The sequence below is a fragment of the Saccharothrix variisporea genome (genome assembly GCF_003634995.1).
GTDB lineage: Bacteria > Actinomycetota > Actinomycetes > Mycobacteriales > Pseudonocardiaceae > Actinosynnema > Actinosynnema variisporeum.
In genome coordinates, this window is record NZ_RBXR01000001.1 from 6,242,168 (window position 1) to 6,262,009 (window position 19,842).

The 19,842-nt window shown below is 71.2% G+C and carries 23 protein-coding genes; 14 read left to right on the plus strand and 9 right to left on the minus strand.

What is annotated here, in order from left to right; genetic code table 11:
• Positions 1–252 precede the first annotated feature (252 nt).
• Entirely contained in the window at positions 253–714 is a 462-nt protein-coding gene (locus DFJ66_RS28460) for a hypothetical protein (protein ID WP_147459383.1), read from the plus strand.
• A gap of 6 nt (positions 715–720) precedes the next feature.
• On the opposite strand, the gene DFJ66_RS28465 is transcribed toward DFJ66_RS28460, so the two are convergent.
• From DFJ66_RS28465 to DFJ66_RS28475, 3 genes are all read right to left on the minus strand, one after another.
• Positions 721–1,086, minus strand: coding sequence for a DUF5684 domain-containing protein (locus tag DFJ66_RS28465; protein WP_121225516.1), 366 nt, complete (start codon positions 1,084–1,086; stop codon positions 721–723).
• Positions 1,087–1,247: 161 nt separating this feature from the next.
• Positions 1,248–1,736, minus strand: a complete 489-nt coding sequence (locus DFJ66_RS28470) for a GNAT family N-acetyltransferase (protein ID WP_121225518.1) — start codon at positions 1,734–1,736, stop codon at positions 1,248–1,250.
• Positions 1,733–2,332 (minus strand): histidine phosphatase family protein, encoded by a 600-nt coding sequence (locus DFJ66_RS28475; protein ID WP_121225520.1) that lies wholly within the window; start codon positions 2,330–2,332, stop codon positions 1,733–1,735. The genes DFJ66_RS28470 and DFJ66_RS28475 overlap by 4 nt, the downstream gene beginning before the upstream one ends.
• Before the next feature lie 101 nt (positions 2,333–2,433).
• On the opposite strand from DFJ66_RS28475, the gene DFJ66_RS28480 reads away from it, so the two are divergent.
• Positions 2,434–2,991 (plus strand): aminoglycoside phosphotransferase family protein, encoded by a 558-nt coding sequence (locus tag DFJ66_RS28480; RefSeq protein ID WP_342776980.1) that lies wholly within the window; start codon positions 2,434–2,436, stop codon positions 2,989–2,991.
• Positions 2,992–3,055: 64 nt separating this feature from the next.
• On the opposite strand, the gene sodN is transcribed toward DFJ66_RS28480, so the two are convergent.
• Entirely contained in the window at positions 3,056–3,469 is a 414-nt protein-coding gene (gene sodN, locus DFJ66_RS28485) for a superoxide dismutase, Ni (protein ID WP_121225524.1), read from the minus strand.
• A gap of 78 nt (positions 3,470–3,547) precedes the next feature.
• Between sodN and DFJ66_RS28490 the strand changes: the two genes are divergently transcribed.
• Complete coding sequence (locus DFJ66_RS28490) at positions 3,548–3,862, plus strand: S24/S26 family peptidase (RefSeq protein WP_281276646.1); 315 nt, start codon at positions 3,548–3,550, stop codon at positions 3,860–3,862.
• On the opposite strand, the gene DFJ66_RS28495 is transcribed toward DFJ66_RS28490, so the two are convergent.
• Entirely contained in the window at positions 3,859–4,452 is a 594-nt protein-coding gene (locus DFJ66_RS28495) for a dTDP-4-dehydrorhamnose 3,5-epimerase family protein (RefSeq protein ID WP_121225526.1), read from the minus strand. The genes DFJ66_RS28490 and DFJ66_RS28495 overlap by 4 nt on opposite strands.
• A 287-nt stretch (positions 4,453–4,739) precedes the next feature.
• Between DFJ66_RS28495 and DFJ66_RS28500 the strand changes: the two genes are divergently transcribed.
• The 7 genes from DFJ66_RS28500 to DFJ66_RS28530 all read left to right on the plus strand — a co-directional run bounded on the left by DFJ66_RS28500 (position 4,740) and on the right by DFJ66_RS28530 (position 12,594).
• Positions 4,740–5,924, plus strand: coding sequence for an NAD(P)-dependent malic enzyme (locus tag DFJ66_RS28500; RefSeq protein ID WP_211351351.1), 1,185 nt, complete (start codon positions 4,740–4,742; stop codon positions 5,922–5,924).
• Between the two features lie 226 nt (positions 5,925–6,150).
• Positions 6,151–9,327: a bifunctional diguanylate cyclase/phosphodiesterase gene (locus tag DFJ66_RS28505; protein WP_121225531.1), complete on the plus strand. Its 3,177-nt coding sequence runs from the start codon at positions 6,151–6,153 to the stop codon at positions 9,325–9,327.
• Between the two features lie 37 nt (positions 9,328–9,364).
• A complete protein-coding gene (locus DFJ66_RS28510) occupies positions 9,365–9,847 on the plus strand; it encodes a YbaB/EbfC family nucleoid-associated protein (RefSeq protein WP_121225533.1) in 483 nt (160 codons plus the stop codon).
• Positions 9,844–10,146: a type VII secretion target gene (locus DFJ66_RS28515; protein WP_121225535.1), complete on the plus strand. Its 303-nt coding sequence runs from the start codon at positions 9,844–9,846 to the stop codon at positions 10,144–10,146. Before DFJ66_RS28510 ends, DFJ66_RS28515 begins: the two co-directional genes overlap by 4 nt.
• The gene (locus tag DFJ66_RS28520) at positions 10,146–11,405 is read left to right on the plus strand and encodes a WXG100 family type VII secretion target (RefSeq protein WP_121225537.1); all 1,260 of its coding nucleotides are present in this window, start codon (positions 10,146–10,148) and stop codon (positions 11,403–11,405) included. The genes DFJ66_RS28515 and DFJ66_RS28520 overlap by 1 nt, the downstream gene beginning before the upstream one ends.
• An 8-nt stretch (positions 11,406–11,413) precedes the next feature.
• Entirely contained in the window at positions 11,414–11,995 is a 582-nt protein-coding gene (locus tag DFJ66_RS28525; protein ID WP_211351352.1) for a hypothetical protein, read from the plus strand.
• Positions 11,992–12,594: a hypothetical protein gene (locus tag DFJ66_RS28530; protein ID WP_121225541.1), complete on the plus strand. Its 603-nt coding sequence runs from the start codon at positions 11,992–11,994 to the stop codon at positions 12,592–12,594. Before DFJ66_RS28525 ends, DFJ66_RS28530 begins: the two co-directional genes overlap by 4 nt.
• On the opposite strand, the gene DFJ66_RS28535 is transcribed toward DFJ66_RS28530, so the two are convergent.
• From DFJ66_RS28535 to DFJ66_RS28545, 3 genes are all read right to left on the minus strand, one after another.
• Complete coding sequence (locus DFJ66_RS28535) at positions 12,582–13,286, minus strand: hypothetical protein (RefSeq protein WP_121225543.1); 705 nt, start codon at positions 13,284–13,286, stop codon at positions 12,582–12,584. The genes DFJ66_RS28530 and DFJ66_RS28535 overlap by 13 nt on opposite strands.
• 75 nt (positions 13,287–13,361) lie before the next feature.
• Entirely contained in the window at positions 13,362–13,766 is a 405-nt protein-coding gene (locus tag DFJ66_RS28540) for a hypothetical protein (RefSeq protein ID WP_147459384.1), read from the minus strand.
• Positions 13,763–15,307 carry a bis-aminopropyl spermidine synthase family protein gene (locus tag DFJ66_RS28545; RefSeq protein ID WP_121225547.1) on the minus strand — a complete coding sequence of 515 codons (1,545 nt, stop codon included), beginning with the start codon at positions 15,305–15,307 and terminating at the stop codon, positions 13,763–13,765. The genes DFJ66_RS28540 and DFJ66_RS28545 overlap by 4 nt, the downstream gene beginning before the upstream one ends.
• A gap of 124 nt (positions 15,308–15,431) precedes the next feature.
• Here DFJ66_RS28545 and DFJ66_RS28550 point away from each other — a divergent pair, with 124 nt between their 5' ends.
• Genes DFJ66_RS28550 through DFJ66_RS28565 form a run of 4 tightly spaced genes read left to right on the plus strand, consistent with a single transcriptional unit; the run spans position 15,432 to position 18,715 of the window.
• Positions 15,432–16,475 carry an ABC transporter ATP-binding protein gene (locus DFJ66_RS28550; protein WP_121225549.1) on the plus strand — a complete coding sequence of 348 codons (1,044 nt, stop codon included), beginning with the start codon at positions 15,432–15,434 and terminating at the stop codon, positions 16,473–16,475.
• Between the two features lie 49 nt (positions 16,476–16,524).
• Entirely contained in the window at positions 16,525–17,127 is a 603-nt protein-coding gene (locus tag DFJ66_RS28555) for an ABC transporter permease (protein WP_170200229.1), read from the plus strand.
• On the plus strand, positions 17,124–17,837 hold the full coding sequence (locus tag DFJ66_RS28560; RefSeq protein ID WP_121231867.1) for an ABC transporter permease: 714 nt from the start codon (positions 17,124–17,126) through the stop codon (positions 17,835–17,837). Before DFJ66_RS28555 ends, DFJ66_RS28560 begins: the two co-directional genes overlap by 4 nt.
• Positions 17,834–18,715, plus strand: a complete 882-nt coding sequence (locus DFJ66_RS28565; protein ID WP_121225553.1) for an ABC transporter substrate-binding protein — start codon at positions 17,834–17,836, stop codon at positions 18,713–18,715. The genes DFJ66_RS28560 and DFJ66_RS28565 overlap by 4 nt, the downstream gene beginning before the upstream one ends.
• 338 nt (positions 18,716–19,053) lie before the next feature.
• Here the strand turns inward: DFJ66_RS28565 and DFJ66_RS28570 are convergent, their stop codons facing one another.
• On the minus strand, positions 19,054–19,833 hold the full coding sequence (locus DFJ66_RS28570; protein ID WP_121231869.1) for an IclR family transcriptional regulator: 780 nt from the start codon (positions 19,831–19,833) through the stop codon (positions 19,054–19,056).
• Positions 19,834–19,842 lie beyond the last annotated feature (9 nt).

Sequence of the window (19,842 nt, forward strand, 5' to 3'; positions counted from 1 at the left end):
TTGAGCGGCTGGCGCGGCGGCGGGGATGCGGCGCGCGGGAGGAGGCAGGTGTGGGCTGGCGGGCGTGTGGGCGGCCATGAATGGGGCGGGTGAGGGCTTGCGGGTGTTGAGCGGGGTGCGGGTGGTGGGCGGGGTGCGGGTGTCGTGAGGTTCGCGGGTGGTGGAAGAGCCGGGAGGGCTGAGGTGACTGGAGGGGGCGCGGTGTCGGAGGGTGGGGCTCGGGTGTGGGCTGAGTTGCGGCTTGCGTGGGAGGTGCCCAGGTGGGTCTGGCGGTTCTACCTGCGGAACCTGCCGCTGGTGGTGGGGCTGTCGTTGGTTCCCTCGGTGCAGCGGCTCGCCGTGGTCAGCGGGTGGGTGTCGGACGGGATCGCGGTTGCGTCCGAGGTGGTGGTGGCGTTGACGCGACTGCTGCTCGTGGTGTGCATCGCGCGGATCGGGCTGCGTGGGGTGCGGGTGCGTTGGGCCGCGTTCCGGGGGTTCGCGAAAGCGCACTGGCTGAGTCTGGTGTGGCAGTGCGTGCTGCTGGCGGTGGCGTTCCTGGTGTTCGACGTCGTGCTGGAGGGCGTGGTCGGCGGGTTACTGCCGGAAGGGGCGCGTCGGAGTTACCTGGCGGTGTTGCTCTTCGTGAAGAACCCGACGGTGATCGCCTTGACCTTCATCTGGTGGGTCGGCCTGGTGCGCCGGACCTCCGGTGTCGCGGAGGTCCGGCGCTGACGCCGGTCAGGCCGCCGCGGGGCCCTGGTAGCGGGCGTCGCCGAAGCCCAGGATCGGGTAGCCGATGATCCCGAACAGCCACAGGCCGAAGAACCCGAACGCGCCGCTCTTGCCGAACGACTTGGCGACGTCCAGCGACACGATGATCGAGACGATCAGGTTGACCAGCGGGATGATCATCAGGATCAGCCACCAGCCCGGCCGGCCGGCGACCTTGAGCAGCACGTAGATGTTGTAGATCGGGATGATCGCCGCCCAGCCCGGCTGACCGGCCTTGGCGAACACCTTCCACATCGCGGCGATCATGAACACCGCGACCGCGAGGCCGATGATGATCGGGACAACACCCACGGAGGCGTCGGTCTGGTTCACCTTCGAACTTCCTTCCGGCCGACCGCGGGTGGGGCAGGGTCTGCCCACGTCGGGGGCACCGCGGTCGGTACGGCGCGGGACGATGTCAAGCGCGGGTCAAGTCCGTGCGGGAAACCGGATTGTGTTCGCCGTTTCGTGAGGGTTTCGAGATCAGCTCGCCATCAGGCCTCGGCCCGGCCGAGGTCGGCGAGGGCCTGGTCGGTGAGGCGGTAGACGGTCCACTCGTCCATCGGGATGGCGCCCAGCGACTTGTAGAAGCCGATCGCGGGGGCGTTCCAGTCCAGCACCGACCACTCCAGCCGCTGGTAGCCGTTGGCCACGCACTCCTGCGCCAAGGCCTGGAGCAGGGCCTTGCCCAAGCCGCCGCCGCGCTGACCGGGCTGGACGTACAGGTCCTCCAGGTAGATGCCGTGCGTGCCGCGCCAGGTGGAGAAGTTCAGGAACCACAACGCCATGCCGACCACACGACCGTCCACTTCGGCCACGTGCCCGAACAGGGCCGGGTTGTCCCGGAAGAGCGCGGTGTGGAGCTGGTCGACGGTCAGCCGGCACTCGTGGCGGGCGCGTTCGTACTCGGCGAGTTCCTCGGCCAGGCCGACCATCGCGGGCACGTCCTCGGGCCGCGCGCGGCGGATGCGGTCATCGGTCATTCGTCCACCTCCCAGGCGGGCACGTTCAGGCGGCGGACCTGCGGGTCGCCGCGCTCGTCGCCGAGCACGGTCAGGCCGGCCGGGTCTAGTCCGAAGTGGACGCCCTCGCTGGGCGGCAGGTTCAGCCAGGTGGCGATGAGGACGCGGCTGAAGTGCCCGTGCCCGATGAGCACGACGTCCCCGCCGGGCAGCGCCCGCTTGGCACGCTCCAGCACGCCGATCGCGCGCTTCTGGACGTCACCGTGGCTCTCGCCGTTCGGGATGGGGTGCGTCCACACCGTCCAGCCGGGGACGGTCTCCCGGATCTGGGGCGTGGTGAGGCCTTCGTAGTCGCCGTAGTCCCACTCGGCGAGCTCTTCGGTGTGCCCGGCGTCGAGCCCGGCCAGCTGAGCGGTCCGCCACGCCCGCTCACGCGGACTCGACAACACCAACGCCGGCGGCAGGTCCGTGCCCCGCAACCGCGCCAACACCGCCCCGGCCCGCCGCGCCTGCTGCTCGCCCTCGGACGTGAGTGGAACATCGGTCCGCCCGGTGTGCCGCCCGCTTTCGGACCACTCGGTCTGGCCATGGCGCAACAGGTACACGTGGGAACTCACGCGTCCGATCGTAGTGTTAGTCGGTTGACGGCGACCGTCCTCGCGTGATGAACGACTCCACGTGAACATCGACGCGATCACCGCCCGACTGGCCTGCCCTGGTGGAGGACCTGCACTCGGCCCCGCCGCCTTCGGGCCTGACGCGGACGCTGCGGGACCGGGCGGAGGAGTTCATCGTCCGGATCGGCCGCCGTGTTGTGGAGCCGATCGTCGCCGCGCGTGTTCCGGCGGCGATGTGGGAGCGGACTGTCGCCCGGTGCCGAGCGTTGCTCGACTCCCCGACCCGGGAGGTGCTGCTGCACGGGGACCTGCACCCGGGCAACGTGCTGGACGGCGGTGCGCGCGGGTTGGTGGCGATCGACCCGAAGACGTGTGTGGGTGACCCGTGCTTCGACGCCATGGACTACGTGGTGGACGGGGCGGGGGAGGAAGGGGTGGAGGCGCGGTGTGCGGCGGTCGCGGCGGCGTGTGGCCTGGATGCCGAGCGGCTGATGGAGTGGTCGCGGGTCAACGCCGTTCTGGCTGCTGTCGGGCACTTGACCTTGGGTGACGGGTCGGAGGAGACGATCGGGGAGTTGCTGGCCCTGGCCCGCTGGTCCGCGGGGCAGCCGACGCCGGGCGACATGTCGACGGGTCCCAGTGAGGAGCACGGCCGCTGAAGACGCAGAACGGCGCTGACCGGTCGGAAGGTTTCCGCTGGTCAGCGCCGTCGTCGCGCAGGGGTCAGGCCGCGGCCTTCGTCTCCCAGAAGATCTTGTCGATCTGGGCGATCAGGTCGAGCAGCTCCTGGCCCTTCGCCGGGTCCATCGAACCCTTGGTGCCGGCGGCACCCGCGGCCTTGGTGGCGCGGTTGAAGAGGTCGTGCAGCTCGGGGTACTTCTCGAAGTGCGGCGGCTTGAAGTAGTCGGTCCACAGGACCCACAGGTGGTGCTTGACCAGTTCGCTGCGCTGCTCCTTGATCAGGATCGCGCGCTCGCGGAACTCGGGGTCCTCGTTGGCCTGGTACTTCTCCTGGACCGCCTTGATCGACTCCGCCTCGATCCGGGCCTGCGCCGGGTCGTAGACACCGCACGGGAGGTCGCAGTGCGCGGTGGCCTCCAGTAGCGGGCGGCGGAGAATGCGCGACAACAGTCGCATTGTTCCTCCCTGACAGTGGATGCTCCGACGTGCCGAACCCTACTCCGGGGCCTCGGCCCGAGCAGGTGGAGGTGATCGTTGGCACGCGCCGAACCCAGGCCGTTGCCGCTGGTGCGGGTGACCGGGCCGTCCATGTTCCCGACGCTGCGGACCGGGGACGTGGTGGTCCTCGAAGCGTCCCGACCGGCCCGGGAGAACGATCTTGTGCTGGTCAGGTGGGCGCAGCGGCCCGGGCAGCTGTCGGTCAAGAGGGCGATCAGGAGGGACGGCGAGGGCTGGCACGTCGAGGGGGACAACCCGTTCGCGTCTACGGACTCGCGCACGCTGGGGGCGGCCGAGGTGCTGGGGGTGATCCGGTTTCGGATCTGGCCCCGGCCCCGGAGGCTCCGTTAGGAGCGGAGCTTGGCGTACCAGGCCGTGCAGGTCTCGTAGGTGGGGAGCAGGCCGGCGGCCAGGGCCTCGTCGAGGGTGGGGGCGGCGGCGTCCTTCGGGGAGAGGATCGGGGAGAGGTCGGCGGGCCACGGCAGGTCCAGGGTCAGCGGGTGGAGGGTGCGTTCGGCACGGGGGTTGTAGCCCTCCGTGCACAGGTACGACGTGACCGTCCCGTCCTCCAGCGCCATCAGCGCGTGCCCCAGGCCCTCGGGCACGTACACGGAGTTGAAGCGCTCCGGCGACAGCTCCACGGCGTCCCACTCGCCGAACGTCGGCGACCCGACCCGGATGTCCACGACCACGTCCAGCAGCCGCCCGCGCGGGCAGTGCACGTACTTGGCCTGCCCCGGCGGCACGTCGGCGTAGTGCACCCCGCGCACGACCCCGCGCCGGGACTCGCTGTGGTTGGTCTGCGCGACCCGCAGCGGGTGGCCGACCGCCTCGACGAACGCCGTCTCCTGGAACGGGGCGACGAACAGCCCGCGGTCGTCCGGGAACACCGATGGGGTGAACTCGAAGACGCCTGGAATTTTGAGCTCGCGTGCCTGCATGGCGCTCACCCTAGGAGATCGGCGCTCTTGACCGATCCTGCCTGGGAAAACCGACCGGTCGGTGCAGAAAACCGGACGTACGTTCTCCTACATGCCCTCTGACCTGCGGAAAAACTGTGATCCCCGCCGCAGACACCGCCGGCGGACACTGTCATAGTTGCCCGCACCGCACGCTCAGGGCGGCCGTGCCGATCGCACGGCGATGCCCGCAGCAAGGCCCCGACGACCCGCGAGACAACGCCGGTCCCGGTGCGCCAAGCACCTCGCGCACCGCAGGAGGGACTCCCGTGACCGCAGTGAACGACCATTCCACGACCACCCGTTTGACCGACGAAGAGATCTTCCGGGCCCACGAGGGCGGCAAGCTCGGCGTGGGCATCACCGCCTCGCTCGCCGACCCGCGCGCCCTGTCCATCGCCTACACGCCGGGCGTGGCCCGGGTCAGCCGCGCCATCGCCGACGACGCCTCGCTGGCCGCGAAGTACACCTGGGCGCACCGCCTGGTCGCCGTGGTCAGCGACGGCACCGCGGTCCTCGGCCTGGGCGACATCGGCGCCAGCGCCTCGCTGCCGGTCATGGAGGGCAAGGCGGCGCTGTTCAAGACCTTCGGCGGCCTGGACTCGATCCCGCTGGTGCTGGACACCACGGACGTGGACGAGATCGTGGAGACGCTGGTCCGGCTGCGCCCGTCGTTCGGCGCGGTGAACCTGGAGGACGTCGCCGCCCCGCGCTGCTTCGAGCTGGAGCGGCGGCTGATCGAGGCCCTCGACGTCCCGGTCATGCACGACGACCAGCACGGCACCGCCGTCGTCGTCCTGGCCGCGCTGCGCGGTGCGAACGCCGTGCTGGACAAGGACATCGCGAACCAGCGGGTGGTCATCTCCGGTGCCGGCGCGGCGGGTGTGGCGTGCGCGAAGATCCTGCTGGCGGCGGGCATCGGCGAGGTCACCGTGGTCGACTCGCGCGGCATCGTGCACACCGGGCGCGCGGGCCTGAACCCGGTCAAGGAGGAGCTGGCCGCGGTCACCAACGGCTCCGGCCTGCGCGGCGGCATCGCGGAGGCGCTGCGCGGCGCCGACGTGTTCGTCGGCGTGTCCTCGTCGCTGGTCGAGGAGGAGCTGATCGCGAGCATGTCCGGCGACTCGATCGTGTTCGCGCTGTCCAACCCCGACCCGGAGGTCCACCCGGACGTGGCCGGGCGGCACGCGGCGATCGTCGCCACCGGGCGCAGCGACTTCCCCAACCAGATCAACAACGTCCTCGCGTTCCCCGGCATCTTCCGCGGCGCCCTGGACGCGGGCGCGAAGCGGATCACCGAGGGCATGAAGCTGGCCGCCGCCGACGCCATCGCGGCGGTCGCCGCCGACGACCTCGCGGCCGACCGGATCGTGCCCAGCGCGCTGGACCCGCGGGTCGGACCCGAAGTCGCCGCGGCCGTGGCCTTGGCAGCTCGGCAGGACGGAGTAGCCTGACCCCCAGTCGGAGTTGGGAGACCTCCGGCCGCATCCGCCCGTTCGGCTCAACGGACCAGCGAAACCACGAACGAGTTGTTTCGTTAGCCCGAAGAGGGGTGGGCGATGACGCTCCGAAGCGATACCGTCCCTCTCCTCGGGTGAATATTGCCCGTGGAGGGGGACGCCGTATTCGGGTGCGGTCCGGGCCGGTTCATCCCTGCCGTTGTCACGGGAAGGTGGGACCGTGCCCAAGCGGGTTGGACGCGCTCCGGTGGTGCTCGACAGTGCACGCCCCGCGCCACCGGTCGCGCTGGACGGCATCCCGCTGGCCGAGGGACCTTCACTTCTGGTCGACCCCAAGGGCGTCGTGATGCGCGCCAACGACGCCGTCGCGGTGCTCGCGAAAGCGCATTCCGCGGACGAGCTGGTCGGCCGCGCCCTGGGTGAACTCCTCGTGGGCGCCGCCCCGGACCTGCGGTTGCGCCAGTCCGACGGAGGGCTGCTGCCGGTCCGCGTGGTGCGCAGCGCCGTGCCCGGCACCGGTCTGCACGCCGTGCTGCTGGTCGACGTCTCCGACCTGGCCAAGGCCGCCGACGAGCTGCGCGACGAGCAGCGGCGGTTGCGCACCGTGCAGCGGGTCGCCCAGATCGGGTCGTGGGAGTACGACCCGACCACCGGCGTCACCGTCTGGTCCGAGTCGCACTACGAGATGCTGGGCCTCAAGCCGGGCGAGGTCACCCCGGGCGCGCAGGCCGTGCTGGACGTCGTGCACCCCGACGACTACGACATGGTCGCGGGCTACTGGGCCAACCGCGAGCTGGACGGCAACCCGATCGACATCGTCTACCGGATCGTCCGACCCGGCGGCGACCTGCGCTGGATCCGGGGCGTCGCCGAGGCCAAGCTGAGAGCCGACGGCCGGACCCAGTTCATCACCGGGTACATCCGGGACATCACCTCCCAGCTCACCACCGACCGCGCCCTGGAGACCGAGCGCGGCCGGCTGCTCGAAGCGCAGCGCATCGCGCGCATCGGCAGCTGGAGCTACGAGATGCCCACCAAGGCCGTGCACCGCAGCGAAGTGCTGCTGGAGATGTACGCCGACCTGGGCATCGCGCCCAACGACGACCTGCTGTGCGGGGTGCACCCCGAGGACCGCGCCGAGCTGGAGTCCCTGCGCCGCGAGCTGCTGCACGCCAAGGACGACCAGCCCTTCGAGGCCGAGGTGCGCAGCGAGTTCGGCGACCGCGTCTACATCTGCCGCGCGCGGGCCGAGTTCGAGTCCGGCCGGATCGTCCGCGTGCACGGCACCATCCAGGACGTCACCGAGGCCCGCGCGCTGGAGCGCCAGCTGCGCGACGACCGCCGCCGCCTGGCCGACGCGCAGCGCGCCGCCCAGCTGGGCGTGTGGGAGTGGAACCTGCAGACCGGCGACGTCGTGTGGTCGGACATGCTGGCCGACCTGTTCGGCGTGCCGCGCGACGAGCACACCCGCTACCAGACCTACCTCGACCTCGTGCACCCCGACGACCGCGGCTGGGTGGACGAGCTGTGGCAGCAGCTCGCGACCGACGAGGTGCCGGTCCAGTGCGAGCACCGGATCGTGCGCCGCGACGGCAAGGTGCGCGTGTTCCGCAGCCACGGCGTGGTGGTGAAGGGTCCGGACGGCCGGCCGCTGGCCGTGGGCACCGCGCAGGACATCACCGAGCAGCGCGCCGCCGAGACCCGGATGAAGCGCTCCAGCCAGCGCTTCGCCGACCTGGTGCAGCTCACCCCGGTCGGCATCGGCCTGTTCGACGAGGCCGAGCGGCTGGTGGACGCCAACGACGCCCTGTGCGACCTGCTCGGCATGGACCTGGAGCAGCTGCGCGGCATGACCGCGGCGCAGATGACCCACCCCGACGACCAGGAGAACCGGCTGCACTCGGTGAGCCGCATGACCCAGATGGGCGCGGACCGGGTGCACAAGATCCCGCAGCGCATCCTGGTCCGGCCCGACGGCGAGCGGGTCTACTGCGAGCTGCACATCGCGCTGTCCGTGCAGGACGACGGCCGCCGGTTCTGGCTGACGGTCTTCCAGGACATCACCGAGCGCCGCCGCACCGCCGAGGCGTTGCGCCACCAGGCCACGCACGACGAGCTGACCGGTCTGCCGAACCGGGCGCTGGTCAAGGAGATGCTGACGACCCTGCTGGACTCCGAGGACCGCTCGCGGGTGGCGGTGTTGTTCTGCGACATCGACAACTTCAAGCGGGTCAACGACTCCTTGGGCCACGACGCCGGTGACGAGTTGCTGGTGGCGTTGGCGCGGCGGTTGGAGGGCGGGTTGCCGGAGGGGTGCACGGCGGCCCGGTTGTCCGGCGACGAGTACGTGATCATCTGCGAGAACATCGACAAGGTCGGTGGCGTGGACGCGTTGGCCACCAAGGTCGCCGGGTTGCTGCGCACGGCCGTTCCGGTGCACGGGCAGCTGGTGCGGGTGTCGGCGTCAATAGGTGCTGCGGTGCCGAACGGCTCTCGTGCCACGGGCAACGACCTGCTGCGCTTCGCCGACGCGGCCATGTTCGAGGCCAAGCGGTCCGGCGCGGGCCGGGTGTCGTTGGCGTCGGCGGCGTTGATCGCCTCCGCCGACCGGCAGGTGCACCTGGAGGGCCAGCTGCGGGACGCGTTGGCGCACGACGGTTTGGCGCTGCACTTCCAGCCCGTGGTGGGCGTGGACGGGTCGGTGCAGACCGCCGAGGCGCTGGTCCGGTGGCCGCACCCGGACCGCGGTCTGTTGCCGCCGGACATCTTCCTGCCGGTGGCCGAACAGGGCGACTTGTTGCGCGAGCTGGACCGGTGGGTGCTGCGGACGGCGCTGAAGGAGGCCGCGACCTGGCCCGCGCCCAACGACCAGCCGGTGTCCGTGGCGGTGAACCTGGCCGGGCTCGTGCCCGGGGACCCGGAGTTCGTGGACATCGTTGCCAACGCCATCGCCGAGGCCGGCATCCCGTGGGACCGGGTCGTGCTGGAGCTGGTCGAGACCGCGCTGGTGGACCTGCCCTCGCGGGTGCGGCAGTCGATGGACGAGCTGGTCGGGCGCGGCATCCGGTTCGCGGTGGACGACTTCGGCACCGGCTACTCGTCGTTGGCGCGGTTGAAGGACCTGCCCGCCCAGATCATCAAGGTGGACCGGCGGTTCGTGTCGGGCGTGGGCAACGACTCGTCGGACTTCGCCGTCGCACGAGCGGTCGTGGACATGGCCCGCGCGATGGGCCGCAAGTGCGTGGCGGAGGGCGTGGAGACCGCGACCCAGTTCCACGTGCTGCGCGGTGTCGGCGTGGACGCCTACCAGGGCTGGCTGTTCTCCCGACCCGTGCCGCCCAAGGAATTCCGCGCCGTGCTGGCACTTGGTCCATTGCACATCCCCCGGGCCGGCTGATCCGCAATACTCCCCTGCGGTATCGAAAGGGGGGCTTGTGGAACCGGAACGGATGATCGCCGACTTGGAGGCGCGGGCGAACGATCTCGCGCGCCGGTCGGAGGAGATGCAGCAGCAGATCCAGCAGACTTCGGCGACCTTGCGCTCGCCGGACGGGGCCGTGACCGTCACGGTCGCGCCGAACGGGTCGTTGCAGCACATCGAGTTCTCACCGCGCGTGGGCGACTTCTCGCACGTCCAGTTGGGCCAGGTGGTCATGACCACCGTGCGGCGGGCCCAGGCGCAGGCCGCGTCGCAGGTGGCGGCCATCGTGGAACCCGAGTTCGGCGGCACGGAGGCGATGGACTTCCTGACCTCCTTCATCCCGCAGGTGGAGGAGGAACCGCCGCCCACGCCGGCCGAGGACGGCAGCGTGCTGCGCGACACCGGCTGGGGAGCACCGCCGCCACGCCCGGCCCGCCCGGCGGCGCGGCCCGCGGCACCCGATGACGACGACTTCGGGGGGTCGGTGCTGCGATGAGCGGCTTCAAGGTGCAGGCGGCTCAGTTGCGCACGTTCGCGGGCGGGCAGGAGGGGCGGCAGAGCGAGATCGAGGCGGTGGCGAACAGCGTCGCCGGTGTCGACCTGGGCGGCGACACGTTCGGGCAGCTGCTCCAGTTCTTCGCCGGCGACGCCCAGGAGGCGGCGGCGCAGACCGTGGAGGCGATCAAGGCGTTGGCGGCGGCCCACGGCGAGGCGGCGGGCGACACGATCCTGACGGCCGTCGACTACGAGAACGTCGAGGACGGCAACCGGCAGACCTTCGGCGGGGGTGCGTGATGGCGGACGGACTCATGACCGGGTTCGCCAGTGGTGACGACGCGGGCTTCTGGTCACCCGACAACTTCGCCGGGGCCGGGCCCGCCGAATCGGTCGTCCAGTTCGCCGACTCGTTGAAGCGCGCCGGTGAGGGCGACTTCGCCGAAATCGGCATGAACGCGGCGGCGGTGGGCCTGGACGTGCTGAGCGCGGCGATCGACCCGCTGGGCACCCTGGCCACCGCCGGGATCGGCTGGCTCATCGAGCACATCAGCTTCCTGCGGGAGCCGCTGGACTGGCTGGCCGGCGACGGCGACAAGATCAAGGCCGCGGTCACCACGTGGAACCAGGCCGCGTCGGCGCTGGACCGCATCGCCCAGGACCAGCACAACGCGGTGGAAACGCAGGTCAGCGGCTGGGAGCAGGGCGCGGCCGACCGGTTCCGCGCCAGCCAGGGGCAGCTCGTCGGCGAGACGCTGGCCATGAGCAAAGCGTGCGTCGGCGTCGCCGAGCAGGTGGCGACGGCGGGCACGATCACGGCGGCGGTGCGCGGCATGATCCGCGACCTGATCGCGATGTTCATCTGGGAGGTCATCCGCAACGCGGTCATCGCGCTGGCGTCGTCGGTGGTGAGCTTCGGCAGCTCGGTGGCGGCGTTCGCGGCGTGGACGGTCGGCCGGGCGGCGGTGGTGCTGGGCAAGATCACCAAGCAGGTCGCGAAGCTCATGCGCCTGGTCATGCGGATCGCGAGCCGGCTGAAGGGCCTGTTCGCCAAGGTCGGCGACATGCTCAAGGGCCTGGCGCGGTTCGGCAAGGGCGGCCGGGGCGCGGGCGGTGTCACGCGGGCCGCCGACGCGCCGGGCACGCCTCGGTTCCAGGGCCTGGACGACGCGGCGAAGCGCATGGAGGACTGGGGCAACTCCCGGCCGTCGCTCGCGGACGCGGGCAACAAGGCCAAGGAAGGGTTCCGGGAGTTCGGCACCGCCTACCGCGACGCGGGCAACACGTGGAACAAGGCCACCGAGGGCGTCACGGTGCCCGGCGCCAACCGGTACCAGGGCGCGGCCGACGCCTATGCGCCGTTCAAGCCGATCACCCGCGCCGATGGCACAGGGGTGTCGCCGCACTCCGTGCCCGACGTCATGGGCGGCGGCTTCCAGACCAAGATGGGCGCCGACATCCTGCGCGAGACCTCCAAACAGGACGAGTTGGAGAACGAGGGCGTGCCGAAGGATCAGCGGGACACGTTCAAGCGGATGACGGGACACCTGGACGGATGAACGAGGGCGTGAGGTCCCGCAGGGCGTTGTGGGGATGGCTGCTCGCGCTGTCGACGGCCTGCCTGCTCCTCGGCGGCTTCCTCTACAAGGTGGCGAGCGCGTGGACGTTGCTCCTCATCCCCGTGGCGTTGGGCGGAGTGGTGCTGTTCGCCCTGGCGTCGGCGAAGCTGAGGCCGGGGAGCTCGGGGGTGTTCCTCGTCGCGTTGTTCGCCGGGATCCTGGTGGTCGGGGCGTCGGTGTTCACCGCTCACTCGGTGTGGTTGTCGGCGGTGGGCGAGCAGCGGCAGTGCGAGTTGACGGAGCGGGAGTACAAGGATCCGAAGCGGGCGAACCGCACCCTGTACGAGCACACGCTCACGTGCGGTGACCTGAAACCGCAGTGGGATGTGCCGCAGAACCTCGCGATCAAGACCGGCCCGCGCACGATGGTGGTCGACTCGGCGAACGTGGTGCAGGCCGCGTCGCCCGAGGAGGTGTCCGCCGGTCGCAACTGGGGGTTCGCCGCGTTGGCGTTGCTCGGCTCGGTGTACGTGCTGCTGGTGGTCTTGCTGCCCGTGCGCCGTCAGCCAGCTGAGAGGGGCGCGCAATGACCGAGTCGCACGCCGTTCGAGCCAAGGGTCTCCTGCTCGGCCTGGTGGTCTTGGCGCTGTTCTGCGCGGTCGGTGGGGGGATCTGGGTCGGCGCGCGTGGCGCGTGGGCCGTTCCCTTCGTGGTGTTCTTCGCCCTGAGTGTGTTCTTGATGCCGGTGTTCCTCCGGCTGCTGCGCTGTCCGAGCCGCGTCGTGCTCGCCGGCCTGGGGGTCCTGGTCGTGGTCATGCTGGTGTCGGTGTTCACTGCGCCCTCGGCGTGGTTGACCGTGGCCGGCGAGCGGACGGAGTGCACGGTCACCGGGTTGAGGCAGTCCGACACCCGGTCCGGAGCGGACTACTACCACCACGACCTGCGGTGCGGTGAGCAGGCGACCGAGTACACCGACCGGCACGACTTCCTGGCCGAGACCGGCGAGCGGCTGCCGATGGTGGTCGACCGGGCCGGGCTGATCGACGCTGACCGGCCCGGGTCCGTGGTGGCGTGGAAGTCGGGGTTGTTCGTGCTCGACGTCCTGCTGGCGCTCGGGCTCGTGATCGCGGTGTTCCGCACGGCCGGGCGGGTTCCGCCGCGGGTCAGGGCGGCGGCTCAGCCCCAGTGAGCGGGGGGCGGTGGTGCCAGGCCGGGCTGGGGTGGGCCGAAGCGGCGGCTTGCTCGGCCCACCGCCGGGAGGGCGGCGACGATGGTCGCGGCCAGCCACAGGAGCAGGCAGACGGCGGGCACGATGGCGTACTCGCCGCCGCCGTTCGCGACGATCCAGATGACGGCGTAGATGTAGTACACCGTGCACAGCGCGCCCAGCACGACCAGGCCCCAGCGCACCCCGGGCACCCGGAACACCTGCACCAGCGCGAGCAGCAGGACGATCGACGCGACGATCATCGAGATCGTGATCGCGAAGTCGCCGTTGCGGGTGATGTCCTCGGAGAACGCCATGCCCAGCACCGAGACGCCGATGTGCGGCGACGGCGGCTTGCCCGTCCACGACAGGCCGGCCGCGATGTAGGTGTAGATCACGGCGGGCAGGAAGAGCAGACCGGCCACGACCGCGGCGGCGGCGCTCGGCTTGCGCGGGTGACCGGGGTACTGCATCGGCATCCCGGGCTGACCGGGCTGACCGGGCTGACCGGGCATGCCGGGGTACTGGCCGGGGTGGGGCTGGCCGTAGGGCTGTGCGGGCGGTTGGCCCGGGTAGGGCTGCTGCGGGTACGCGCCGCCCAGCGGGGGCTGACCCTGGTACTGCTGTGGTGCGCCGGGCTGCGGCTGCTGCTGCCAGCCGGGGTTCGGGTTCATGCTCGCCCTCCAGTTCGATCGCAAGCTACCGCCGCCACGCCCCCGACGTGGGGATTTCCGGCCGATCTCGCCGTCTCAACCGGCGGCGCGGGCGCGACCGACCGCCGGGGTCGCCGCGAACACGGCCGGGACCAGCCACAGCAGCAAGCACGCCACCGCGACCACCGGCTGCCGGCCGACCAGGGCCGCGAACCCGTGGTACCCGGCGCACACCACGCCGATCACCACCAACGCCCACCGCACCCCGGCCACCCGGCAGGCCTGCACCACCGCGAGCGCCAGCACCGCGAACCCGACCACCGCCGACACGGCGACCGCGCTCCGGGGGTCCGCGCCGAGCACCGGGGCCAGTTCGAGACCCAGCACCGAGCCCGGCGCGGTGTCGGTGTCCAGCGGGTACTCCCGCGGCAGGACGAGCACGGCGAGCGTGTACAGGGCGATCGGGACGAACGCCAAGCCCGCGACGACCCCGGCTCTCATCGGGCCGCCGAGGCGCGGATCAGGGGCAGCAGGGCCGCGATCCGGTGGCGGGGCAGGTCGATCAGGCGCTCCTCCAGGTCGGCCTCGACCACGGGCTGCTCGCCGATGAGGTCGCGCGCCTCGCGCTTGGTGATCCGCAGCACGGTCGTCAGCGCCTCCCGCCACACGTTGCCCAGCTTGCCGTGCGCCCGCATCAGCACCTCCCGCACGGCCAGCCCGCCGGCGTCCAACGTACCGGCGAGGACCTGGTCCGCGACGACCACGCAGTGCTTGCCGTCCGGAGTGGACCGCAGGAACCGCAGCGCGAACCTCGTGTCCACCAACGACGTCAGCTCCGCCTGCCCCGCCGCCGACGACACGTTGGGGTGGTTGTTGGCCACCAAAGCGGCCATCCGGCCCGGTGAGCACGCCAGCAGCGTGCGCAGCAGCCACGGACCGGGGTCGGCGGTGAGGTCCACGGCCAGCGACGCCGCGCCCTTCCCGACCGGTTCGGCCCACCCGGGCTGCCGGGGCTTGGGCGGCGGCGACGACTCCGGGCGCGGTGCCAGGTCCACCAGCGCGGCCAGCGCCTCCGCGCTCGGCCCGGACGCCTCGACCGACTGCGGTCCGTGGGTGTAGATGCCGACCCGGCCCGGCGACACCGACCGGCGGGCGGTCGGGCGGCACACGTACAGGTCGGCCGCGCTGCCGATGGCCTGGGCACCGTCGAACCGGTGGAACGCGGGCAGGATCGCCTCGAACACCAGCCCGAGCTTCTGCAGCTCCTGCTGCACCTTCAACCCCAGCACCGGCGTCCGCTCGCTGAACCCGTACGCCAGCAGCACCCGCCCCGACCCGGGGTCGGCCAGCGCCTCGATCGCGCGCCCGGCGAACAGCGCCATCCCCTCCGGCGTGTACGGCGGGTCGCTGAACACGAGGTCCGCCGACTCGGCCACGGTCGGCGGCAGCCCGAACCGGAAGTCCGCGTGCAGCGTCCGCACGCGACCGCCCGAGCGCTGCTCGACGTACTCCAGCAGCCGGTCGTCCACGTCCACCACGGTCACCTCGACGCCCGGGTTCACCGCCGTCACCGCGAGCGAGGTCAGGTCGTGGTCGCCCAGGCACACCAGGGTCCGGCCGGCCAGGTCGTACTGCGAGTCCAGCCACAGCGCGCGCTTCAACGCCGTCTCCGCCGTGGCCTGCACGTGGTCCAGTGCGGACAGCGGCGGCGGCACGTCGGCGATGTCGGCCAGCAGCGACCGCAGGTGGGCGGTGTTGCGCGACACCAGGGCGTCCACCGGGTCGCCGGGGTCCGCACCCGCCATCAGGTCCGCGTACTCGGCCACCCGCGACGGCGTGATGCGCATCCGGTCGCCGCTGGTCTCCAAGTCCGCGTCGAGCGCCTTCAGCAGCTCCTGCACGGTCCGGCGGGGCACTGCGGGCACCCGAACCAAATCGGCCAGGGTGTGCCAGTCGTCACCCAGCAGGGTCAGCACGCGGCGCAGCTTGCGGGAATGCACGCCGCGGGCGTCGAGCAGAGCACGGACCAGTTCGGTTGCCACAACCGGAGCAGCCTACTGACCGGATGCTGAAACGCCGTGCCGCGGTCCGTCGAACGGGCTAGGGTTTGATGTCCGGTGGGCGAGACGCGGCCCGCCGACCGGCAGCCACGGGGAGGACACCGGTGTGATCGAGTTCCGCGACGTGACCAAGCGGTTCGACGACGGGACCATCGCGGTGAACGGCCTGTCCCTGGTGGTCGAGGCCGGGACGATCACGGTGTTCGTCGGCCCGTCCGGCTGCGGCAAGACGACCTCGCTGCGCATGGTCAACCGCATGATCGACCCCACCTCGGGCACGGTCCTGGTGGACGGGCGGGACGTCCTGTCCGTCGACCCGCCGACGCTGCGCCGGGGCATCGGGTACGTCATCCAGCAGGCGGGCCTGTTCCCGCACCGCACGGTCCTGGACAACGTGGCCACCGTGCCGCTGCTGTCGGGCTGGTCCAAGGCGAAGGCCCGCTCGCGCGCCGCCGAGCTGCTGGAACTGGTGGGCCTGCCCGCCGAACTGGGCAAGCGCTACCCCGTGCAGCTCTCCGGCGGCCAGCAGCAGCGCGTGGGCGTGGCGCGGGCGCTGGCGGCGGACCCGCCCGTGCTGCTGATGGACGAGCCGTTCAGCGCCGTGGACCCCGTGGTGCGCGAGGGGTTGCAGGACGAGCTGCTGCGGTTGCAGGCCGAACTGGACAAGACGATCGTCTTCGTCACCCACGACATCGACGAGGCCGTGCGCATCGGCGAGAAGGTGGCGGTGTTCCGCGAGGGCGGCATCCTGGCGCAGTACGCGCCGCCCGCCGAGCTGCTCGCGAGCCCGGCCGACGACTTCGTGGCCTCCTTCGTGGGCAAGGACCGGGGCTACCGCAGCCTGTCCTTTGTGGATCCTTCGGGCGTGGAGATCGGCACCGTGAAGACGGTGTCCGAACCGGCCGCCGCCGGCGAGTGGCAGCTCGTCGTGGACGCCGACGGGCACCCGCAGGGCTGGGTCGCGCCGGACGGGACCGTGCTGCCCGGCGGTTCGCTCTACGTGGTCGGCACGCCGATCCGGGGCGCTCTGGACGCCGCGCTGTCCTCGCCGTCCGGCCTGGGCGTGGCGGTGGACGAGCACGGCCGGTACGCGGGGGTCGTGACCGCTCGGCAGGTGTTGGACGTGATCGAGAGCCATCGCCGTGGGTGAAATAGTCCGTTATCTGAGCGACGCGGGCACCCGCGCCGCGCTGCTGTCGATGCTGCTCGACCACGTCGTGCTGTCGTTGCTGCCGCTGGTGTTCGCGGTCGTGCTGGCCGTGGTGCTGGGGCTGGTGTGCCACCGGTACCGGCGGGTCAACGGGTTCCTGGTCGGACTGTCCAACGTGGTCTACACGATCCCGTCGCTGGCGCTGTTCGCGATCATCCCGGCGGTCATCGGCACGCAGGTGCTGGACCCGGCCAACGTCGTGATCGCCCTCACCGTCTACACCACCGCGCTGCTGGTCCGACCCGTCGTGGACGCGCTGGACGCCGTGCCCGCGCACGTCACCGCCGCCGCCACCGCGATGGGTTTCCGGCCGTGGCGGCGGTTCCTGACCGTGGAGCTGCCGCTGTCCGTGCCGGTGCTCGCGGCGGGCGTGCGGGTCGGGTCGGTGAGCAACATCAGCCTGGTCAGCGTCGGTGCCCTGATCGGCACCGGCGGCCTGGGCACCCTGTTCACGGACGGGTTCCGCCAGCGCTACCTCGCGCCGATCGTCATCGGGATCGTGCTGACCCTGGTCCTCGCGCTCGTCGTGGACCTGCTGCTGGTGGCGCTGCGCAACGCGCTCACCCCGTGGGCGAGGGCGGGCCGCGCATGATCTTCGTCGACGCCTTCGCGTGGCTGTTCGACCCGCTCAACTGGACCGGGTCGAAGTCGATCCCGGTGCGGATCGGCGTCCACCTGCTGTACTGCCTGGGCGCGGTGCTGGGCGCGAGCGCGATCGCCGTGCCGCTGGGTTTGTTCGTCGGGCACAGCGGGCGCGGCGGGCTGCTGCTGGTCGGCGGCAGCAACGCGCTGCGCGCCCTGCCCACGCTGGGCCTGGTGACGTTCCTGTACCTGGTCGCCGGCGGCGGGCAGATCGGCGTGCTGATCGGCTTGATCGTGCTGGCCGTCCCACCGATCCTCGCGGGCACCTACGCGGGCATCCAGGACGTGGACCGCGGCGTCGTGGACGCGGCGCGCGGCATGGGCATGACCGACGCCCAACGGCTGTGGCGGGTGGAGCTGCCCAACGCGCTGCCGCTGCTGGTCGGCGGCCTGCGCAACGCCACGTTGCAGGTCGTGGCCACGGCATCGGTCGCCGCGTACGTGGGTATCGAGACGTTGGGCCGTCCGCTGCTGGACGGCCTGCGGGTCCTGGACTACGGGCAGTTCGTCGGCGGCGCGGTGCTCATCGCGCTGCTCGCGGTGCTGCTGGACGTGCTCCTAGCACTCGCGGGAAAGCTCGTCGTACCAAGGGGTTTGCGGCTGTCGGCCAAGCCGAGGCGCCGCGTCAAGCAGGTCGAAGTGGGAGGAAGCACGGCATGAAGCGCACGTTGGCCGTCATCATCGCGGCGGCTTTCGCCGTTTCCGCGTGTGGGTCGAAGGACGACCTGAGCGGGGCGAACCAGCAGTCGTCCGCGGGCGAGGTCGTGGTCGGTTCCGCCGACTTCACCGAGAACAAGATCCTGGCCGAGATCTACGCCGGCGCCTTGAAGACGACCGGCGCGAAGGTGACGGTCAAGTCCGGAATCGGCGCCCGCGAGCTGGTCGTGAAGGCGTTGCAGGACAAGTCGCTCGGCGTGGTCCCGGAGTACACCGGCAACCTGCTGAACTACTTCGACAAGTCCAACACCAAGACGGCGTCGGAAGAGGTCTACACGGCCCTCAAGTCGGCGGCCCCGTCCGGCCTGGAGGTCCTGGAGAAGTCGGCCGCGGAGGACAAGGACGTCCTGGTGGTCACCAAGGAGACCGCGGCCTCGGGCGTGAAGTCCATCGCGGACCTGGGCGACGGCAAGTACGTCCTGGGCGCGGCCGGCGAGTGGGCGCAGCGCTGGCAGACCAAGATCAAGGACCTGTACGGCGTCACGTTCAAGGAGATCAAGACCACCGACGCCGGCGGCCCGGTGACCGTCGACGCCCTGAAGGGCGGCACCGCCCAGGTGGCGAACCTGTACACGACGTCGGCCGACATCAAGGCGAACGACTTCGTGGAACTGGACGACCCGAAGAGCATGTACCCGGCCCAGAACATCGTGCCGCTGCTGCGCTCGGACGCCGTGGACGCGAAGGGCAAGGAAGCGCTGAACAAGGTCTCGAAGGCGCTGACCACGGCGAACCTGGCCGAGCTGGTGAAGAAGGTCGACATCGACAAGCAGACCATCGCGAACGTGGCGGCGGACTTCCTGAAGACCGTCCAGCTCTGACACACCGAACGCAAAGGGCCGCCGGGACACCCTCCGGCGGCCCTTCGCGCGAAGCGCGCTGTGGTCGCACCACAGGTGGAGGGCCTCGGTTCCCCCGCCGTATGGCCTGCCCGAAGGGCTACCACATTTTGGGTCGGGTGCAGCCGAAAGTTTTTGCGAGGAACGAGCAAAAAGTTTTAGCGGCACCCGGCCCAAAATGTGGTTGGCTCCGCCAGGCCATACGGCGGGGGAACCGACGCCCTTCACCCCCCGCTGGCGGCCTGCCGCGCGGCGAGCGCCGCTTTTCAGCTTTTCATCTTTTGATCTTGAGAGCGCGCCAGCGCGTTCACTTGGGCGGGTCAGGCCCGATGGCCGCCGATCCGCTCGGTCAGGGCGTCGGCGGTCTGCCGGACTTCCGCCGCCAACTCCGGCCAAGTCTCGCCGCACTCCACATCACACACGTGCCGAAACGTCACCGTGATAGCCGCGATCGGCCGTTCCCCGTGGTCGAACACGGGCGCCGCCACCGACGCGAAGCCCGCCGTTACGTAACCATCCTCCACCGCCCACCCCCGGCGGCGCTCCACCACCAACAGCCGGCGTAGTGCCGGCAGGTTCCGAGGCCCCCGCCCAGTCCGGTCCACAAACGACGCCACCCCCGGGAACAACGCCCTGACCTGCGCGTCCGGCAGGTGTGCCAGCACGGCCCGACCGGACGCGGTCAGGTGGGAGGGCAGGCGCACGCCCACGTCGGACACGATCGTGGACGGGTGGCGGGGTTGTTCACGGAGCAGGTACAGGGCCTCGGCTCCGTGCAGGACGCCCAGGTGGGCGGTTCGCCCCACGGCGTCCACCAGCCGTCTCAACAACGGCCTCGCCAGCCGTTCCAACGGGTCGTGGCGCAGGTAAGCCGAGCCCAGCTCGAACGCCGCCACGCCCAGGCCGTAGCGACGTTCCTCCGGGAAGTGGGTGGCGAAACCCGCCTCGGCCAGCTCCGACAGCAGGTGGTAGGTGGTGGACCTGGGCAGGGACAGTTCGCGGGCCACCGCCGCCGCCGACAGCGGTCCTGGGCGGCTGGCCAGCAGGCGCAGGACCGCCAAGCCGCGGCGCAGGGCCGGCACGTCGCTGCTGGTTCCCACGAAACCCAT